This is a genomic window from Aquabacterium sp. A08, assembly GCF_011742065.1.
In genome coordinates this window covers 19,940-34,686 of sequence record NZ_JAAQQT010000705.1, presented here as the reverse complement: position 1 = coordinate 34,686, position 14,747 = coordinate 19,940, and the positions used below count along the sequence as shown (strand labels likewise).

Below are 14,747 nucleotides of genomic sequence, written 5' to 3'. Positions count from 1 at the left end.
CTACGCCGAATCGTTTGTGCGCGACATGGGTTGCACCCCCCAGGAATGGCTGGGGTGGTTGCCCGAGGCCGTGGGGCCACACCCGTGGACGCTGGGGCCGAGCGAGGCCCGGGTGACGCTGGGGGACGGCGGCCTGCACCTGCGCTGGGCGGTGCTGCCGCCCCGGGTCATCGCCCTGATGCGCATGCCCCGGCTGGAGGTGCGCTTCGACTTTCACGGCCTGACGGCCGAGGCGCGCTTCACCTTCATGAAGCGCTTCGACCTCTACATGCAGCGCGGCGGGGGCTGAGCCCCGCCGGATGACTCAGGGGGCGACCATGGTCAGGCCGTGTTCGCGGAACATGGCCAGCAGCTCGCCCTTGTCGCGCAGGCGCTGCAACGCGGCCTCCAGCGCCAGGGCCAGGGCCTTGTGCTCGCTTTTGACCGCCATGCCGATCGGCCAGCCGTTGTCGGCCAGGCCGGGCAGGCCCAGCTCGGTCAGGCCGTAGGGCGTGCGGTCCACCCGCGCGGCAAACATCGCCGCTTCGGCCTGGGCCCGGGTCACGTAGGCGGCGGTCACCTCGCCCTGGAGCACGGCTTGCGCCGCCTCGGTGCCGCTGGGGTAAATGCGCACTTGGTCGCGCAGCATGCCGCCGCGGTAGCCCATGAGGATGCTGGCCGCACCGCTGCCGCGCTCGGCGCCCAGGGTCTGGTTGTGCAGGTCGTCGCCGCTGCGGATGCCCGACAGCCGGTCGAGCCGGTGGAACACCGTCAGCACCTCGCGCGCGTAGGGGGCGAAGATCAGCGTCTGGCGGTTTTGCGCCATCAGGTACTTGTCCACCGGCACGTGCAGCATCACGTCGGCCGGGCCGTAGCCCAGGTAGTGCCCGCGCCAGACCATGTTGCGCAGGTCGTCGTTCATCTTCTCGCCCGCGTCGAAGGGCAGCAGGCTGAGCTGCAGGTTGAGTTCGCGCGCCAGGCCGCGCGCCAGGCTCACGTCCAGGCCTTGCACGTCGTTGCCGGGGCCGCCGGAGTAGGGGGCGTTGTCCTTGTAAACGGCCACCTTCAGGGTGCCGCTGGCGCGGACCTTGTCCAGGTCCTGCAGTTCGGTGGCGTGGGCCGGCAGCCAGCCGGTGGCCAGGGCCGCGGGCACGGCAGCCAGCAGGCGGCGGCGCGACAGGGCGGTGTGAGGGGGCGCGTCGAACAGGGGGGGGCGGGTCATGCGTGTCTCCTTTGTCGTTGTGGCAATGCGCGGGCGCCTGTGGTGGCGCCCAGGGGCCTGAAGCCCCGGGGGGTCATTCGTTGGTGCGGCGGGTTTCCAGGTAGGTCCGGATGGCCCAGATCGCTTCCTGGCTCAGTGTGCCTTCAAACGGGGGCATGTAGACGCGGCCGTCGCGGGTGCGGCCCCGGCGCACGGTGGCCATGTAGAAGTCGTCCATTTCCTTGAAGCAGGCGTCCTTCTTGGCGGCGTCGGCCAGGTCGGTGCAATCGGCGTCGAACTTGCGCAGGTCCGGCGCGATGCCACCCGAGATCGCCTCCAGCCCGTGGCAGCGGGCGCAGTTCTGGTTGTAGGCCGAGGTGCCGATGCGCAGCGCCTCTTTCTGCGCGGGGCCGCTGCTGTAGGGGTTGCTTTCCAGCCACTTGGGGCCCAGTTGCGGCAGGCTGCTGGTGTCCACGGCTTGGGGCACGACGTCGCCGTGGGCCCACACCCCGCTGGCGGCCAGGGCCAGGGTCAGTGCGGTGGCGGCGCGGCGCAGGGCGGGGCGGAAGGTGCGTGTGGTTTGCATGGTCGGAGGTCTCCTGGTTTGGTATGGCCAGGGACACGGCAATATGCGTGCCACCGCCGCCGACCCCTGGGCACCGGCCGCTTTGCGCCCGGCAGTGTCACGCCGGTGCTCCGGCAGGCAACGCGATGTTGCAATGTGGAACACTTTGGGGCCGCCGGGCACGGTGTCGGTGGGGGTGGGTGTACCAGGCGGGGGCAATTGCGCGAAATCGAGGGTTTTCCTGCACTGGCGAAGTCTTTGCATGGCTTGTTCGCCCACACGAACAAAACGACAATATGACGCATGTAAACGACACCAACGAACCGCCACGTGGCGGGGCCACAGCCCCCGATGGCGGATTCGATGCAGCAGTGGCCGGCGACTGGGGGTGGTTGCCCGGGCCCACAGGAGACGATCACATGCCTTCGACGCAGTCCCAGATGCTGGCCGACCCCGGTCCGGGTGGGGTGGCGTACCTGCCCAGCAACCCGAAACACCAGGCGGTGATAGGCGAAGCCCACCTGCGCAGCCGCGGTTTCGGGCTGGACACGACCGACCGCCCCGACTTCAGCGGACTGCCCAAGACCGCTTTTCACGAGGCGCTGGAGGCCAACCGCTTTTTGTACCAGCACGCCGCGCCGGTGATGGAGACCCTGTACGAGCAGATCGCCAACACCCACAGCATGGTGGCGCTGACCGATAGCAGCGGGCTGATCCTGCATTCGCTGGGCGACAGCGACTTTCTGGAGAAGGCCGCCCAGGTGGCGCTGATGCCGGGGGTGGACTGGTCGGAAAAGAGCAAAGGCACCAACGCAGTGGGCACCGCGCTGGCCGAAGAGCAACCCATCGTCGTCCACGGGCGCGACCACTACCTGTTCGCCAACCAGTTCCTGGCCTGTTCCTGCACGCCCATTTTCGATCCGCACGGCAAGGTGGTGGGGGCGCTGGACGTGACCGGCGACGAGCGCAGCTACCACCACCACACCATGGCGCTGGTGCGCATGTCGGCGCAGATGATCGAGAACCAGATGTTCGGCAACGTGTTCCCCGACGCGGTGCGCATCCATTTCCACTCGCGGCCCGAGTTCCTGGGCACCCTGGTCGAAGGCATCGTGGTGTTCAGCCAGGACGGCCGTTTTCTGTCGGCCAACCGCAGCGCGCAGTTCCAGCTGGGGCATTCGGTCAACAGCCTGCGGGCGCACACCTTTTCCTCGTTGTTCGGCCAAGCGATCTCGCAGTTTTTCGACCGCCTGCGCGGCTCCGCCGGCAAACCGGTGTTGCTGTGCCTGCACAATGGCGTGTCGGTGTGGTGCCAGGCGCGCCTGCGCCAGGTGAACCAGTGGCTGATGCCCGCCATGCCCGCGGTGGCGGCCCCGCCGGTGTCCGAGGTGGAAGAGGTGCGCGGCACCCCGCGGCGCTGGGAAAAGCCTGGCGTGGTCGGGGCGGCGACGTCTGTGCCCTCGACCCCGGTGGGCCGGCTGGCGGCCCGCGCCGGACTGTCGGGCCTGCACTACTTGGACACCGGCGACCCCCAGGTGTCGGCCGTGCTGCGCAAGCTGCAGCTGGTGCAGGGGCGCGACATCCCGATCATGATCCTGGGCGAAACCGGCACTGGCAAAGACATCCTGGCCCAGGCCATCCACAACGACAGCGAACGCGCGGAGCGGCCGTTCGTGTCGGTGAACTGCGCCTCGATCCCGGAAACCCTGATCGAGTCGGAGCTGTTCGGCTACGAGGAGGGCGCCTTCACCGGCGCCCGGCGCAAGGGCTCGCTGGGCAAGATCCAGCAGGCCAACGGCGGCACGCTGTTCCTCGACGAAATCGGCGACATGCCGACCCAGTTGCAGGCGCGGCTGCTGCGCGTGCTGCAGGAGCGCCGCGTCAACCCGCTCGGCTCCAACAAGGAGTACGAGGTCGACCTGACCATCATCTGCGCCACGAACCGCAACCTCAAAGAACTGATCGCACGCGGCCAGTTCCGCGAAGACCTGTACTACCGCCTCAACGGCCTGGTGGTGCGGCTGCCGGCGCTGCGCAACCGCACCGATTTCGAGGTGGTGGCGCGCAAGATCCTGGCCAGCCTGTGCGAACGGGGCAACCAGATCGACATTGCGCCCGAGGTGATGGCGCTGTTCAAGCGCTACCCCTGGCCCGGCAATTTCCGCCAGTTGCACAACCTGATGCGCACCGCGGTGGCCATGGTGGGCTGCGAGGGGCGGATCGAGGTGTCGCACCTGCCCGACGATTTTCTGGACGAGGTGATGGACGAGGCGTTGGCACCGGCTGCGGCCGGTGTGGCCGTGGCCGAGGTGCCGTCCCTGGTCGCCCAGGCGATGCCGCCGACCATGGCCACGGGCCTGCCCCCGTTCCCGAGCGTCCCGATGGTTGGCCAGCCGGCGCCCCCCCTGGCGGCAGCTCCGGCCCGGCCCGACGCCCACAAGCTGGAAGACATGACCCTGCAGGCCATGGCCGATGCCCTGCGCCGTTGCCGTGGCAACGTGTCGGCGGCGGCCAAGGCGCTGGGTGTGTCGCGCAACACCATCTACCGCAAGAAAGACCTGCTACCGCCCGACGTCTGGGCCTGAACAGCGGGGCCGGCGGCCTTCGATCCACCACGGCTCCAGTTCGCGCCAGGCCCGCTGTGCGTTGAAGCCCTGACGCTCGGCGTAGCCCACCCAGTGGGCGTAGGCGGGCAGGGCCAAGGCTTCGGCGTCGCTGGCCGAGGCACCACTGTCCATGGCCGACCAGACCGCCCGCGTCAGGTCGCACAGGTACTGGCGGGTGCGGTGCAGCGCCAGTGCGCCGCCCACCTGCTGGCCCACCACCACCCGGGGGCGTAACGCGGCCAGCCCGTCCAGCGCGGCCAGCCAGCCTTGGACCGTGCCCTGGGCCAGTTCCGGCAGGCGTTCCGGGTACACCAGCCCCGCGGCCAGCAGCACGCGGGTGTCGGGCTGCCACAGCACCAGGTCGCTCTGGGTGTGGGCGTTGCGCCATTCCAGGGTGTGCCACACGCGGTCGGTCAGCCGCAGGGTGTGTGGCGCCACCAGCGGCTGGGTGGGCAGCACGATGCGGGTGCCGGCCAGCGCCTCGGGCCCGGCGGTGTGCGTCAGGTGTGCCAGGCAGTCGGGGCAGCGCTGGGCCATGGTGGCGCGGGTCGTGTCGGTGGCCAGCAGGGCCGCGGCCGCGAACGCGCTGCTGCCCAGCACGTTTTCGGCGTGGCCGTGGCTGTGGATGACCCGCGCCACCGGCGCGCCCAACTGACAGCGCACCGCCCGGTCCAAGGCCAGCCCGTGGCGGTGGCTGGGACCGGGGTCCAGCACCGTCACCGGCGCCTCTGACGGCCGCGTGGGGTGGGCCAGCACCACGTTGCTGACCACATGTCCCCCGTTCGAGGGGGCCACCTCGGCCACCTGGCCTTCCCACACCCATACCCCCGGGGCCACGGGCCGCAGCGGCGGCGCATGGGCACAGTCGTTCGGTGGTGTGGGTGATGTGGCCTGGGCCAGGCCGGTCATCGCCCAGGCCAGCCAGCCAGCGAACCAGGCTGCGTTCACGGCACGCCAGCCGGTGCGGTGGTGGGGCGTCATGCCACCGCCGGCGTGGGCCGGCTCACACAGTTGCGCAGGGCGCGGGCGTTGTCCGGGTCGGTGCCCAGGTGGCCCGCGTGGGTCGGGTGCAGCCGTGCCACGCCGGGGCGCAGCCGGTTCTGCCACTGCCAGGCGTCCAGGCTGGTCTGGGGCGCGCACACCGTGTCGCAGCGGCCGTGCACCCAGTCGCAGGGGATGCCGGCGCGGGCGATGCGGGCCACCTGCGCCGACCAGGACCCGGCGCGCCAGCCGCCACCCCGTGCCAGCACGTGCGCCTGTACCCGGAATTTTTGCCAGGCGGCCTGCAAGACGCGGGGCGGCAAGGGCAGGCCACTGGCCCGGCGGGCCGCGCGCTGCAAGCCGCGGCGGTGTGCCTGCAGCGCCACCCGCAATGGCCCGGCCGGCGCGTGGCGCTGCGCCCGCCGCACGCCGTGCCAGGCGGCCGCCAGTTCCAGCCGGTGCCAGTGTGTCAGGGCGCGTTGTTGTGTCACACCCAGTGTTCCAGCCTGGAGCAGTTGTGACAGCCGGTGCAACACCGGCCGGCTGCCCCACTGGCCGCGCGGCCCCCACTGCGGGGACCCGAAGCGCAGGAACAGGCGCTGCACCGTGCGCGGGCGGGCGTCGAACGCGCCCCGCAGCACCAGCCGCTCCACCGCGTCGGGGTGCTGCGCGGCGTAGTGCACCGCCAGTGTCGCGCCCCACGACCCCCCCAGCACGCGCCAGCGCTCCACCCGCAGGTGCCGGCGCAGGGTTTCCAGGTCACGCACCAGGGCGTCCAGCGTGTGGCCGCGGGTGTCGCCGCGCGGGGTCGAGCGGCCGCTGCCGCGCTGGTCGGGCACCACCACCCGCTGGCGCGACAGGTCGAACGGCTGCCACAAACCCGGGTTGCCGCCGCTGCCCGGGCCGCCGTGCAGCACCAGCCAGGGCGCGGCGTCGGGCCGCCCCAGCACGCGGTAGGCCATGCGGCGCCCCGCGCCCAGGGGCAGGTGCCAGAGGTCCGGGGGTCTAGGGTAAATCCGGGGGGGTGGGGTCACACGTTGTGGCATTTATATTGCATGATGGAACGCAAGCTGGTGCCGGTTGTGTGCCAGCTTACCACCCCAACCACACAGGAGATACCCCATGCAATGGACCGCCCCGAGCTTCACCGACCTGCGTTTCGGTTTCGAAATCACGATGTACATCGCCAACCGCTGAGGGCCTGAGGTCCGCGCCCGCGCGGACCCGGTTCCGGTCAGGCGCATGCGGCGTTGAGCCGGGTGCGCCTGTTTTTTTCGAGGGTGTGATCCATGCGTTTGAAGGTTCTGGGCTCGTCGGCCGGCGGGGGCTTCCCCCAGTGGAACTGCAATTGTCCCAACTGTGCGGGCCTGCGCGCCGGCACCATCCAGGCCCGGGCGCGTACCCAGTCGTCGGTGGCGGTCAGCGTCAACGGGGTGGACTGGCTGCTGGTCAACGCCTCGCCCGAGGTGCTGCAGCAAGTCCGCGAACACCCCGAGCTGCAGCCCGCGCGCCAGGTGCGCGACAGCGGCATCGCCGCCGTGCTGCTGATCGACGCGCAGATCGACCACACCACCGGTTTGCTGATGCTGCGTGAACGCGGCACCCCGCTGCCCCTGTACGCCACGCCCGAGGTGCTGAGCGATTTGGGCGACGGCTTCCCGCTGACCCGCATGCTGTCCTTTTACTGCGGCCTGGACACCCGGCCCATCGCCCTCAACGGCACCCCGTTGGACCTGCCTTTCCTGGGTGGGGTGGACGTGCTGCCCGTGCCCCTGACCAGCCAGCCGCCGCCGTACTCGCCCTTCCGCGGCAAACCGCGCGTGGGCGACAACATCGGCCTGCTGTTCGTCAACCGCAGCAACGGCCGGCGCCTGTTCTACGCCCCCGGCCTGGGCCAGATCGAGCCCCAGGTGCAGGCCGCCATGGCCAGTGCCGACGTGGTGCTGGTGGACGGCACCTTCTGGACCGAGGACGAGATGATCCGCCTGGGCCTGTCGAAAAAGCCCGCCGCCGTCATGGGCCACCTGCCGCAGAGCGGCCCCGGCGGCATGATCGAGGTGCTCGACGCCCTGCCGGCCAGCACCCGCAAGGTGCTGATCCACATCAACAACACCAACCCCATCCTGCGCGAAGACTCGGCCGAGCGCGCCGAGCTGTCGGCGCACGGCATTGAAGTGGCGTTCGACGGCCTGGAGATCACCCTGTGAGCACCGCCCTGACCCCCTCCCTGCGCGTGCCCAGCGCCGCCGACCTGCAAGCCCCGGCCTGGGACCGCGCCGAGTTCGAACGCCAGTTGCGCGCCAAAGGCGCCGGTTACCACATCCACCACCCCTTCAACGTGCGCCTGAACGGCGGCCAGTGCAGCCCCGACGAAATCCGCGCCTGGGTGGCCAACCGCTTTTATTACCAGATCTGCATCCCGCGCAAAGACGCCGCCATCCTGGCCAACATGCCCGACCGCGAGCACCGCCGGAAATGGATCGAGCGCATCCTGGACCACGACGGTTACGGCGACTATGAAGGCTCGGCCGCCGGTGGCATCGAGGCCTGGACCCGCCTGGGCGAGGCCGTGGGCATCCCGCGCGAGGAACTGTGGTCGCTGCAGCGCGTGGCCCCCGGCGTGCGCTTCGCCTGTGACGCCTATGTGCACTTCGCCGCGGATTCGCCCTGGCAGGAGGCGGTGTGTTCCTCGCTGACCGAGATGTTCGCGCCGCAGATCCACAAAGACCGGCTGGCCACCTGGCCCGGCCACTACCCGTGGATCGACGCCGACGGCCTGCAGTACTTCCGCAGCCGCATCCCGCTGGCCAGCCGCGACGTGGAGCACGGCCTGCAGGTCACGCTGGACCATTTCACCACCCGCGCCGCGCAGCAGCGTGCGCTGGACATTCTGCAATTCAAGCTCGACGTGCTCTGGAGCATGCTTGACGCCATCGAAAAGGCCTGCCAGCCATGAGCGACGCGACCCCCTCCGCGCCCGCCAGCGCCGCTGCGGCCGTGCCCAGCGCCGTGCCGGATCACCCGAAACTCTCGCGCCTGTTCCGGCTGCAGTACGAAACCGCGCAAGAAGCCTGGGTGCTGCTCTACCCCGAGGGCATGGTGCAGCTCAACGCCAGCGCCGCCGAAATCCTGCGCCGCTGCGACGGGCAGCGCCACTTCGACGACATCGTGGCCGAACTGCAGGCCTTGTTCAACGTGCAGGGCATCCGCGAGCAGGTCGCGGCCCTGGTGCAGGAGGGGCAGCGCCGTGGCTGGATCGACTGACACTGCCCCCGCCGCGCCGCCCCCGGCCGGCCCGCCCCTGTGGCTGTTGGCCGAGTTGACCTACAAGTGCCCGCTGCACTGCGTGTTCTGCTACAACCCCACCGACTACCCGCGCTACGACCGCGAACTGACCACCGCCGAGTGGGTGGACGTGCTGCGCCAGGCCCGCGCCATGGGCGCGGCGCAACTGGGCTTTTCGGGCGGCGAGCCGCTGGTGCGCGACGACCTGGAAGAACTGGTGGCCGAGGCCCACCGCCTGGGCTTCTACACCAACCTCATCACCTCCGGTGTCGGCCTCAACGACAGCCGCGCCCGCCGCCTGAAGGAGGCCGGGCTGGACCACATCCAGCTCTCCTTCCAGGACTCCACCCGCGAACTCAACGACTTCCTGAGCCACACCAAGACCTTCGAGCTCAAGAAGAAGGTGGCCGCACTCATCAAGGCCTACGACTGGCCCATGGTGATGAACTGCGTGCTGCACCGGCACAACCTGCCGCACGTCGGCAAGATCATCGACATGGCGCTGGACCTGGGCGCCGAGTACCTGGAACTGGCCAACACCCAGTACTACGGCTGGGCGCTGCAGAACCGCCAGCACCTGCTGCCCACGCGCGAACAACTGGTCGAGGCCGAGGCGGTGGTCAACCGCTACCGTGCGGAGATCGGCAACCGTTGCCGGGTGCTGTTCGTGGTGCCCGACTACTTCGAGGAGCGCCCCAAGGCCTGCATGAACGGCTGGGGCAAGGTGTTCCTGTCCATCGCGCCCGACGGCACCGCCATGCCCTGCCACAACGCCGGCAACCTGCCCGGGCTGCAACTGCCCAACGTGCGCGACCTGCCCCTGCACGACATCTGGCACGGCAGCGGCGCCTTCAACCGCTTCCGCGGCTACGACTGGATGCAAGAGCCCTGCCGCAGCTGCGACGAGAAAGAAAAGGATTTTGGTGGCTGCCGCTGCCAGGCCTACCTGCTGGCCGGCGACGCGGCCGCGGCCGACCCGGTGTGCGGCAAGTCGCCGGACCACGAGAAAGTGGTGCGGATCGTGCGCAACGCCTCGGCCGTGCCCACGCAGCCGATTGTGTTCCGCAACGACACCGAGGCGCGCGCCCTGTCGCAGGCCGGGGCCGTGCCCGGTGGCTGCGGCGCCAGGGGCTGACGGCATGGGTCGCGTCAGCCAGGTCCACCATGCCATGTTCGGCGCCTCCCTGGTGCGGCGCCTGCCGTGGTTCCAGCGCCCGGCGCTGGCGCTGGAGCAAGGCCCGCAAGGGCTGTTTTTGCTGTGGGCGGCGCACGCCGGCCTGTTGCTGGCCGGTGCCTGGCTGTTGTACCAACGCGGCGTGTGGGCCATGCTGCTGCAGGCCGACCCGACTGGCCTGACCCTGGTGATCGTGCTGCTGTTTGCCGCCTGCACCGGCTGGGTGGGCGTGCGCGCCTGGCACCTGGGGCGCCAGCGCGAGGCCTTGCTGGCCTGGCCGGCGCCTTGGCCGGCCGCGGGTGACACTGCCGTGGATGCCGCTGCCCTGTGCCCTGCGGATGGGGTGGCCGGCCGGGTGGGGCAGACCGGTGCCCCGATCGACCGGCGCTGGGCCCATGCCTACCTGGAGGCGGTGCGCCAGCGCGGCACCGACGTGGGCGTGGCGCGCGATCTGCTCACCGAAGCCAGCCACGGCCCGCACGAGATGGCCTGGTGGTTCAACGGCATCCAGCTCAAGCTGGGCTTGCTGGGCAAGGTGATCGGGTTTTCGGTGCTGGCGCTGGAGTTGGGGCAGATGCAGAGCTTCGACCCGAGCCAGTCGGCGCAGCTGCTCAAGAGCCTGACCGGTGGCCTGGGCATTGCCCTGCTGACCACCATGACCGGCCTGGCCGGCAACATCCTGCTGGGGTTGCAACTGATGCGCCTGGACCGCCACGCCGACGCTTTGGTGGCCGACATCCTGGCCCTGGGCGAACGCCAGCGCGGAGGCTGAGGCATGGCGATCGGCAGACCGGCCCGCGACACCGAGGCCGACCCGTTCTACGACATGCTGTTCAACATCCTGATCGCGTTCGTGTTCTGTTTCGTGATCGCGATGCTGGCCTTCAACCCCCAAGCGCGCAAAAAAGGCGACATCCCGGCCAAGGCCGAGTTCATCATCACCGTGTCCTGGCCCGACAACAACCCCAACGACGTGGACACCTGGGTGCGCGACCCGCAGGGCAACGTGCTGTGGTTCCGCCAGCGCGACGCCGGCCTGATGCACCTGGACCGCGACGACCGCGGCGCCAAGAACAACACCGTCATCGTCAACGGGCGCGAAATCACCAACCCCATCCGCCAGGAGATCGCCACCCTGCGCGGCTTGATGCCGGGCGAGTACGTGGTCAACGCCCACTACTACGACAGCCGCGACCAGCAGCCGGTGGACGTGTCGGTGGCGGTGGTCAAGGTCAACCCGCAGGCCGACATCCTCTACACCGGCCAGACGCGCATCGGCGCCAAAGGCCAGGAGCGCACGCTGGTACGCTTCACCCTGAACGAGGCCGGGGGCGTCGAAGGCCTGAGCACCGAACCCTACACCCTGGTCGACACCGTGGGCCTGAAATGACAAGGACGCACCGATGATCCCCGCCGTTTCCTCGCAACTGCTCATCCTGGGCGTGTTGTACGCCCTGTTGGCGTTTCTGTTGCTCGTGCTCTGTCTGGCCACGCGCTGGCCGGTCTGGGTCAAGCTGGCGGGCATTGCGCTGGTCAGCGGCTTCTATGTGCTGGCGCAGCAGACCTTCACCGGCGTGTCGGGCTGGCCCAGCGTGGACCGCTTGCCCCCCAAGTTCGTGTTCCTGTCCGCGGTGTTCGACGAGCCGGTGCCCGCCAGGGGCCACGACGGCGCCATCTTCCTGTGGGTGCACCCGGTGGAGGGCGGCAAGCTGGTCGAGATGCCGCGCGCCTACCGCTTGGCCTACCAGAAGGACCTGCGCGGTATTTTGGAGGACGGGCTGAAAAAGGCCCGCGACGGCAACGCGCAAATGGGCACCACCACGCCGCGGCGCGGCCCGTCCGGGTCCACCTGGCTGCGCCCGGCGGGCAACCAGGACCTGGAGATCCGCCTCAGCGACGTGCCCCGCGCCCAACTGCCGGAGAAGTGAGCCATGCGTACCTTCCACCCTGCAACGCCTGCCGTTCGCGGTTCTGGCCCCTTCGCCCCTGACAGGCGGGCGCCAGGGCGCGTCGCGGCGCTGCTGGCCGTTGGCGCCGGCCTGGGCCTGTCGGCGTGCGGGCCGACCCCGGGCGACGGCTGGTTCCCGCTGGACGCCGGCCACCACCAGACCTATCAGGTGCGTTACGAGGTGGACGGCGTGGTCCGCGACGAGGTCTGGACCCAGACCGTGCGCGGCACCGCCACCTGGGACGACGCCCCGGTGGCGGTGCGCCACCATTCGGCCGGGGTGGAGTTTTACCTGAAAGCCAGCGACGCCGGCGTGCAGCGCGTGGCGGTGCGCGCCGAGGTCGACGACCAGCCCCAGGCCGACGACCCGCCGCGCTGGGTGCTCAAGGCCCCCTACGCGGTGGGCACCGAATGGAGCAGCCCCACCGTGCCCTACCTGCTGGAGCGCCGCAACGAATACCCGCGCGAACTGCGCCACACCCACCGGCTGAACATGCAATGGCGCATCGCGGCGGTGGACGATGCGGTGGACACCCCGGCGGGGCGTTTCCAGCCCTGTCTGCGGGTGGAAGGGGTGGGGCAGCTCAACCTCTACACCGACCCGGTCAACGGGTTCAGCGATGTGCCCCTCACCGGGCGCGAGTGGTACTGCCGTGGGGTGGGGCTGGTGAAGTGGGAGCGGCGCGAGGTGGTGCCGGCCGGCTTCTTCATCGGGGGCGTGGTCAGCGCGGAACTGCTGCGCTGACCCACCGGGCACCGGCCTGCCCCAGGCCGGGTGCCATGGGGTCTGGGTTCAGTCCTTGAAGGTCAGCACCCAGCCGCCCAGCAGCTTCAGGTCGGCCGGGCTCAGGCTGCCGTGCGGCGGCATGGGCACACGGCCCCATTTGCCGCGCGAGCCGTTTTGCACCGACTGCGCCAGGGTGGCGGCGGCGTCGGCCTCGCCGGCGTACTTGTTGGCAATGGATTTGAACGAGGGCCCGACGATTTTTTCGTCCGGGGCGTGGCAGGAATAGCAGCCGCTGGCCTTGGCCAGTTCGGTGGCCTTGTTCAGGTCGAGGCTGGCGTGGGCAGGGGCGAGGGCGGCGCTCAAGGCCAGGGCCGCGGCGGCGGTCAACAAGGTGTTCATCGGGACAACTCGAAATTCGGAAACAAAAAAGGCACCGCAGACCAAACCACAGCAGTCTGCGGTGCCGTCAAGGTCCGTGCCGGACGTCGCACCCCGGCACGGAGACGTTCACATCACTTCATCAGCTTGAAGGTCCACACGGAGCCGCCTTGCTCCAGGAAGTTGACCTTCTTGGCGACCTCACCGCCCCACAGCGGCACCGCGCCACCCCAACCGGAGACGACGGTGATGTACTGCTCGCCGTCCTGTTTCCAGGTCACAGGCGGGGCCACCACGCCGGAGCCGGTCTGGAACTGCCACACGATCTTGCCGGTCTTGGCGTCGGCGGCCTTCAGGTAGCCTTCCGGGGTGCCCCAGAAGACCAGGTCGCCGCCGGTGGTCAGCACGCCGCCCCACAGCGGGGCTTCGTTCTTGACTTCCCATTCGATCTTGCCGGTCTTGGGGTTGACCGCGCGCAGCGAGCCGATGTAGTCGTCGTACAGCGGCTTGATGGTGAAGCCGGCGCCCAGGAAGGCCGCGCCCTTCTTGTAGGTGATGGGCTCGTTCCAGATCTCCATGCCCCACTCGTTGGTGGGCACGTAGAACAGGCCGGTCTTGGGGCTGTAGGCCATGGGCATCTGGTTCTTGCCGCCCAGGAAGCCCGGGGCCGAGAACACGGCCTTGCCCTTGGAGCCGTCGCCGCCGGCGGCGGTCGGGTCGCCCGGGCGGTTGTCCGGGTCGAAGTTGGGGCGGCCGGTCTTCAGGTCGATGCCGGTGGCCCAGGTCGTCTTGGTGACGAAGGGGAAGGCGTTGACCAGTTTGCCGGTGGCCGCGTCGTTGACGTAGAAGAAGCCGTTGCGGTCGGCCTTGCCGCCGACGCGCTTGCCGTCCATGTCAAAGGTCACGAACTCGTTGACCCCGTCGTAGTCCCAGCCGTCGTTGGGGGTGTTCTGGTAGTGCCACTTGATCTGGCCGGACTTCACGTCGATGGCGACGGTGGAGGCCGAGTACAGGTTGTCGCCCTTGCGCACGTGGCTGTTCCAGGGGCCCGGGTTGCCGGTGCCGAAGTAGGCCAGGCCGGTTTTCGGGTCGTAGGTGCCGCCCAGCCAGGTGGCCGCGCCGCCGGTTTTCCAGGTGTCGCCCGGCCAGGTGGCGTTGGTGGTGCCGGTGATGCCGTTTTCCTTGCCGTCCTTGTAGCCCATGTGGCCTTCGACCACCGGGCGGGTCCAGACCATCTTGCCGGTTTGCGGATCGCGCGCTTCCACGCGGCCGATCACGCCGAACTCGCCGCCGGACACGCCGGTCAGCAGCAGGCCTTCGGCGATCAGCGGGGCCGCGGTGTAGCTGTAGCCGGCGGCGTAGTCGTCGATTTTTTCGCGCCAGGCCACGCGGCCGGTCTTGCGGTTCAGGGCCACCAGCTGGGCGTCCAGGGTGCCGAAGATCACCAGGTCGCCGTGGATGGCGGCGCCGCGGTTGATCACGTCGCAGCAGGGCATGATGCCCTCGGGCAGGCGGTGCTCGTACTTCCACAGCTTCTTGCCGGTCTTGGTGTCGACCGCGTAGATGCGCGAGTAGGAGGCGGTGACGTACATCACCCCATCGTGGATGATGGGCTGCGACTGCTGGCCGCGCTGCTTTTCACCACCGAAGGACATGGACCACACCGGCACCAGGCGGTTGATGGTCTTGGCGTTGATGTCGGCCAGGGGCGAGAAGCGCTGACCCTGCGTGCCCAAACCCCAGCTCAACACGTTGTCGGTGGTGGTGGCGTCTTTGGCGATCATGTCGTTGGTGACCTGGGCGCCGACCTGGGCGGCCGCGGCCATCACCAGAATGCTCAAAAGTTTTCTTTTCACGTTCAGTCTCCTGCTGTCTGTGGATGGGCATGGATGTCGATTGACCG

General features: G+C 69.5%; 17 protein-coding genes. 11 read left to right on the top strand and 6 right to left on the bottom strand.

Annotated features, from left to right (window positions below; genetic code table 11):
* Positions 1-289 (top strand): hypothetical protein (locus HA630_RS21735; protein WP_166833819.1); only part of this gene is annotated, 289 nt, incomplete at its 5' end.
* A gap of 15 nt (positions 290-304) precedes the next feature.
* Here HA630_RS21735 and HA630_RS21730 read toward each other — a convergent pair.
* Both HA630_RS21730 and pedF read right to left on the bottom strand, forming a co-directional pair.
* Positions 305-1,201 (bottom strand): ABC transporter substrate-binding protein, encoded by an 897-nt coding sequence (locus HA630_RS21730; RefSeq protein ID WP_166833817.1) that lies wholly within the window; start codon positions 1,199-1,201, stop codon positions 305-307.
* 73 nt (positions 1,202-1,274) lie between these two features.
* Positions 1,275-1,766: a cytochrome c-550 PedF gene (gene pedF / locus HA630_RS21725; protein ID WP_166833815.1), complete on the bottom strand. Its 492-nt coding sequence runs from the start codon at positions 1,764-1,766 to the stop codon at positions 1,275-1,277.
* A 419-nt stretch (positions 1,767-2,185) separates the two neighbouring features.
* Here pedF and HA630_RS21720 point away from each other — a divergent pair, with 419 nt between their 5' ends.
* The gene (locus HA630_RS21720) at positions 2,186-4,330 is read left to right on the top strand and encodes a sigma-54-dependent Fis family transcriptional regulator (RefSeq protein ID WP_166833827.1); all 2,145 of its coding nucleotides are present in this window, start codon (positions 2,186-2,188) and stop codon (positions 4,328-4,330) included.
* Here the strand turns inward: HA630_RS21720 and HA630_RS21715 are convergent.
* Positions 4,307-5,332 (bottom strand): hypothetical protein, encoded by a 1,026-nt coding sequence (locus tag HA630_RS21715; protein ID WP_166833813.1) that lies wholly within the window; start codon positions 5,330-5,332, stop codon positions 4,307-4,309. The two genes, HA630_RS21720 and HA630_RS21715, sit on opposite strands and share 24 nt — an antisense overlap.
* Positions 5,329-6,366 (bottom strand): alpha/beta fold hydrolase, encoded by a 1,038-nt coding sequence (locus HA630_RS21710; RefSeq protein ID WP_166833811.1) that lies wholly within the window; start codon positions 6,364-6,366, stop codon positions 5,329-5,331. Before HA630_RS21710 ends, HA630_RS21715 begins: the two co-directional genes overlap by 4 nt.
* Positions 6,367-6,454: 88 nt before the next feature.
* Here HA630_RS21710 and pqqA point away from each other — a divergent pair, with 88 nt between their 5' ends.
* The 9 genes from pqqA to HA630_RS21665 all read left to right on the top strand — a co-directional run bounded on the left by pqqA (position 6,455) and on the right by HA630_RS21665 (position 12,484).
* A complete protein-coding gene (gene pqqA / locus HA630_RS21705) occupies positions 6,455-6,529 on the top strand; it encodes a pyrroloquinoline quinone precursor peptide PqqA (RefSeq protein WP_084181563.1) in 75 nt (24 codons plus the stop codon).
* A 92-nt stretch (positions 6,530-6,621) separates the two neighbouring features.
* Complete coding sequence (gene pqqB, locus HA630_RS21700) at positions 6,622-7,539, top strand: pyrroloquinoline quinone biosynthesis protein PqqB (protein WP_166833809.1); 918 nt, start codon at positions 6,622-6,624, stop codon at positions 7,537-7,539.
* On the top strand, positions 7,536-8,288 hold the full coding sequence (gene pqqC / locus HA630_RS21695; protein WP_371809226.1) for a pyrroloquinoline-quinone synthase PqqC: 753 nt from the start codon (positions 7,536-7,538) through the stop codon (positions 8,286-8,288). Before pqqB ends, pqqC begins: the two co-directional genes overlap by 4 nt.
* Complete coding sequence (pqqD, locus tag HA630_RS21690; protein ID WP_166833807.1) at positions 8,285-8,596, top strand: pyrroloquinoline quinone biosynthesis peptide chaperone PqqD; 312 nt, start codon at positions 8,285-8,287, stop codon at positions 8,594-8,596. The genes pqqC and pqqD overlap by 4 nt, the downstream gene beginning before the upstream one ends.
* Positions 8,580-9,752, top strand: a complete 1,173-nt coding sequence (pqqE, locus tag HA630_RS21685) for a pyrroloquinoline quinone biosynthesis protein PqqE (protein WP_166833805.1) — start codon at positions 8,580-8,582, stop codon at positions 9,750-9,752. The genes pqqD and pqqE overlap by 17 nt, the downstream gene beginning before the upstream one ends.
* Positions 9,753-9,786: 34 nt before the next feature.
* Positions 9,787-10,563 carry a hypothetical protein gene (locus tag HA630_RS21680; RefSeq protein ID WP_243855397.1) on the top strand — a complete coding sequence of 259 codons (777 nt, stop codon included), beginning with the start codon at positions 9,787-9,789 and terminating at the stop codon, positions 10,561-10,563.
* Positions 10,564-10,566: 3 nt separating this feature from the next.
* Positions 10,567-11,181, top strand: coding sequence for a hypothetical protein (locus HA630_RS21675; protein ID WP_166833804.1), 615 nt, complete (start codon positions 10,567-10,569; stop codon positions 11,179-11,181).
* 13 nt (positions 11,182-11,194) lie between these two features.
* Positions 11,195-11,719 carry a hypothetical protein gene (locus tag HA630_RS21670; protein ID WP_166833802.1) on the top strand — a complete coding sequence of 175 codons (525 nt, stop codon included), beginning with the start codon at positions 11,195-11,197 and terminating at the stop codon, positions 11,717-11,719.
* Between the two features lie 3 nt (positions 11,720-11,722).
* Positions 11,723-12,484 carry a hypothetical protein gene (locus HA630_RS21665; protein WP_166833800.1) on the top strand — a complete coding sequence of 254 codons (762 nt, stop codon included), beginning with the start codon at positions 11,723-11,725 and terminating at the stop codon, positions 12,482-12,484.
* A gap of 48 nt (positions 12,485-12,532) precedes the next feature.
* Here HA630_RS21665 and HA630_RS21660 read toward each other — a convergent pair whose 3' ends face one another.
* Complete coding sequence (locus HA630_RS21660; RefSeq protein WP_166833798.1) at positions 12,533-12,865, bottom strand: c-type cytochrome; 333 nt, start codon at positions 12,863-12,865, stop codon at positions 12,533-12,535.
* Positions 12,866-12,978: 113 nt separating this feature from the next.
* Positions 12,979-14,670, bottom strand: coding sequence for a PQQ-dependent methanol/ethanol family dehydrogenase (locus HA630_RS21655; protein ID WP_208300011.1), 1,692 nt, complete (start codon positions 14,668-14,670; stop codon positions 12,979-12,981).
* Positions 14,671-14,747: the final 77 nt, after the last annotated feature.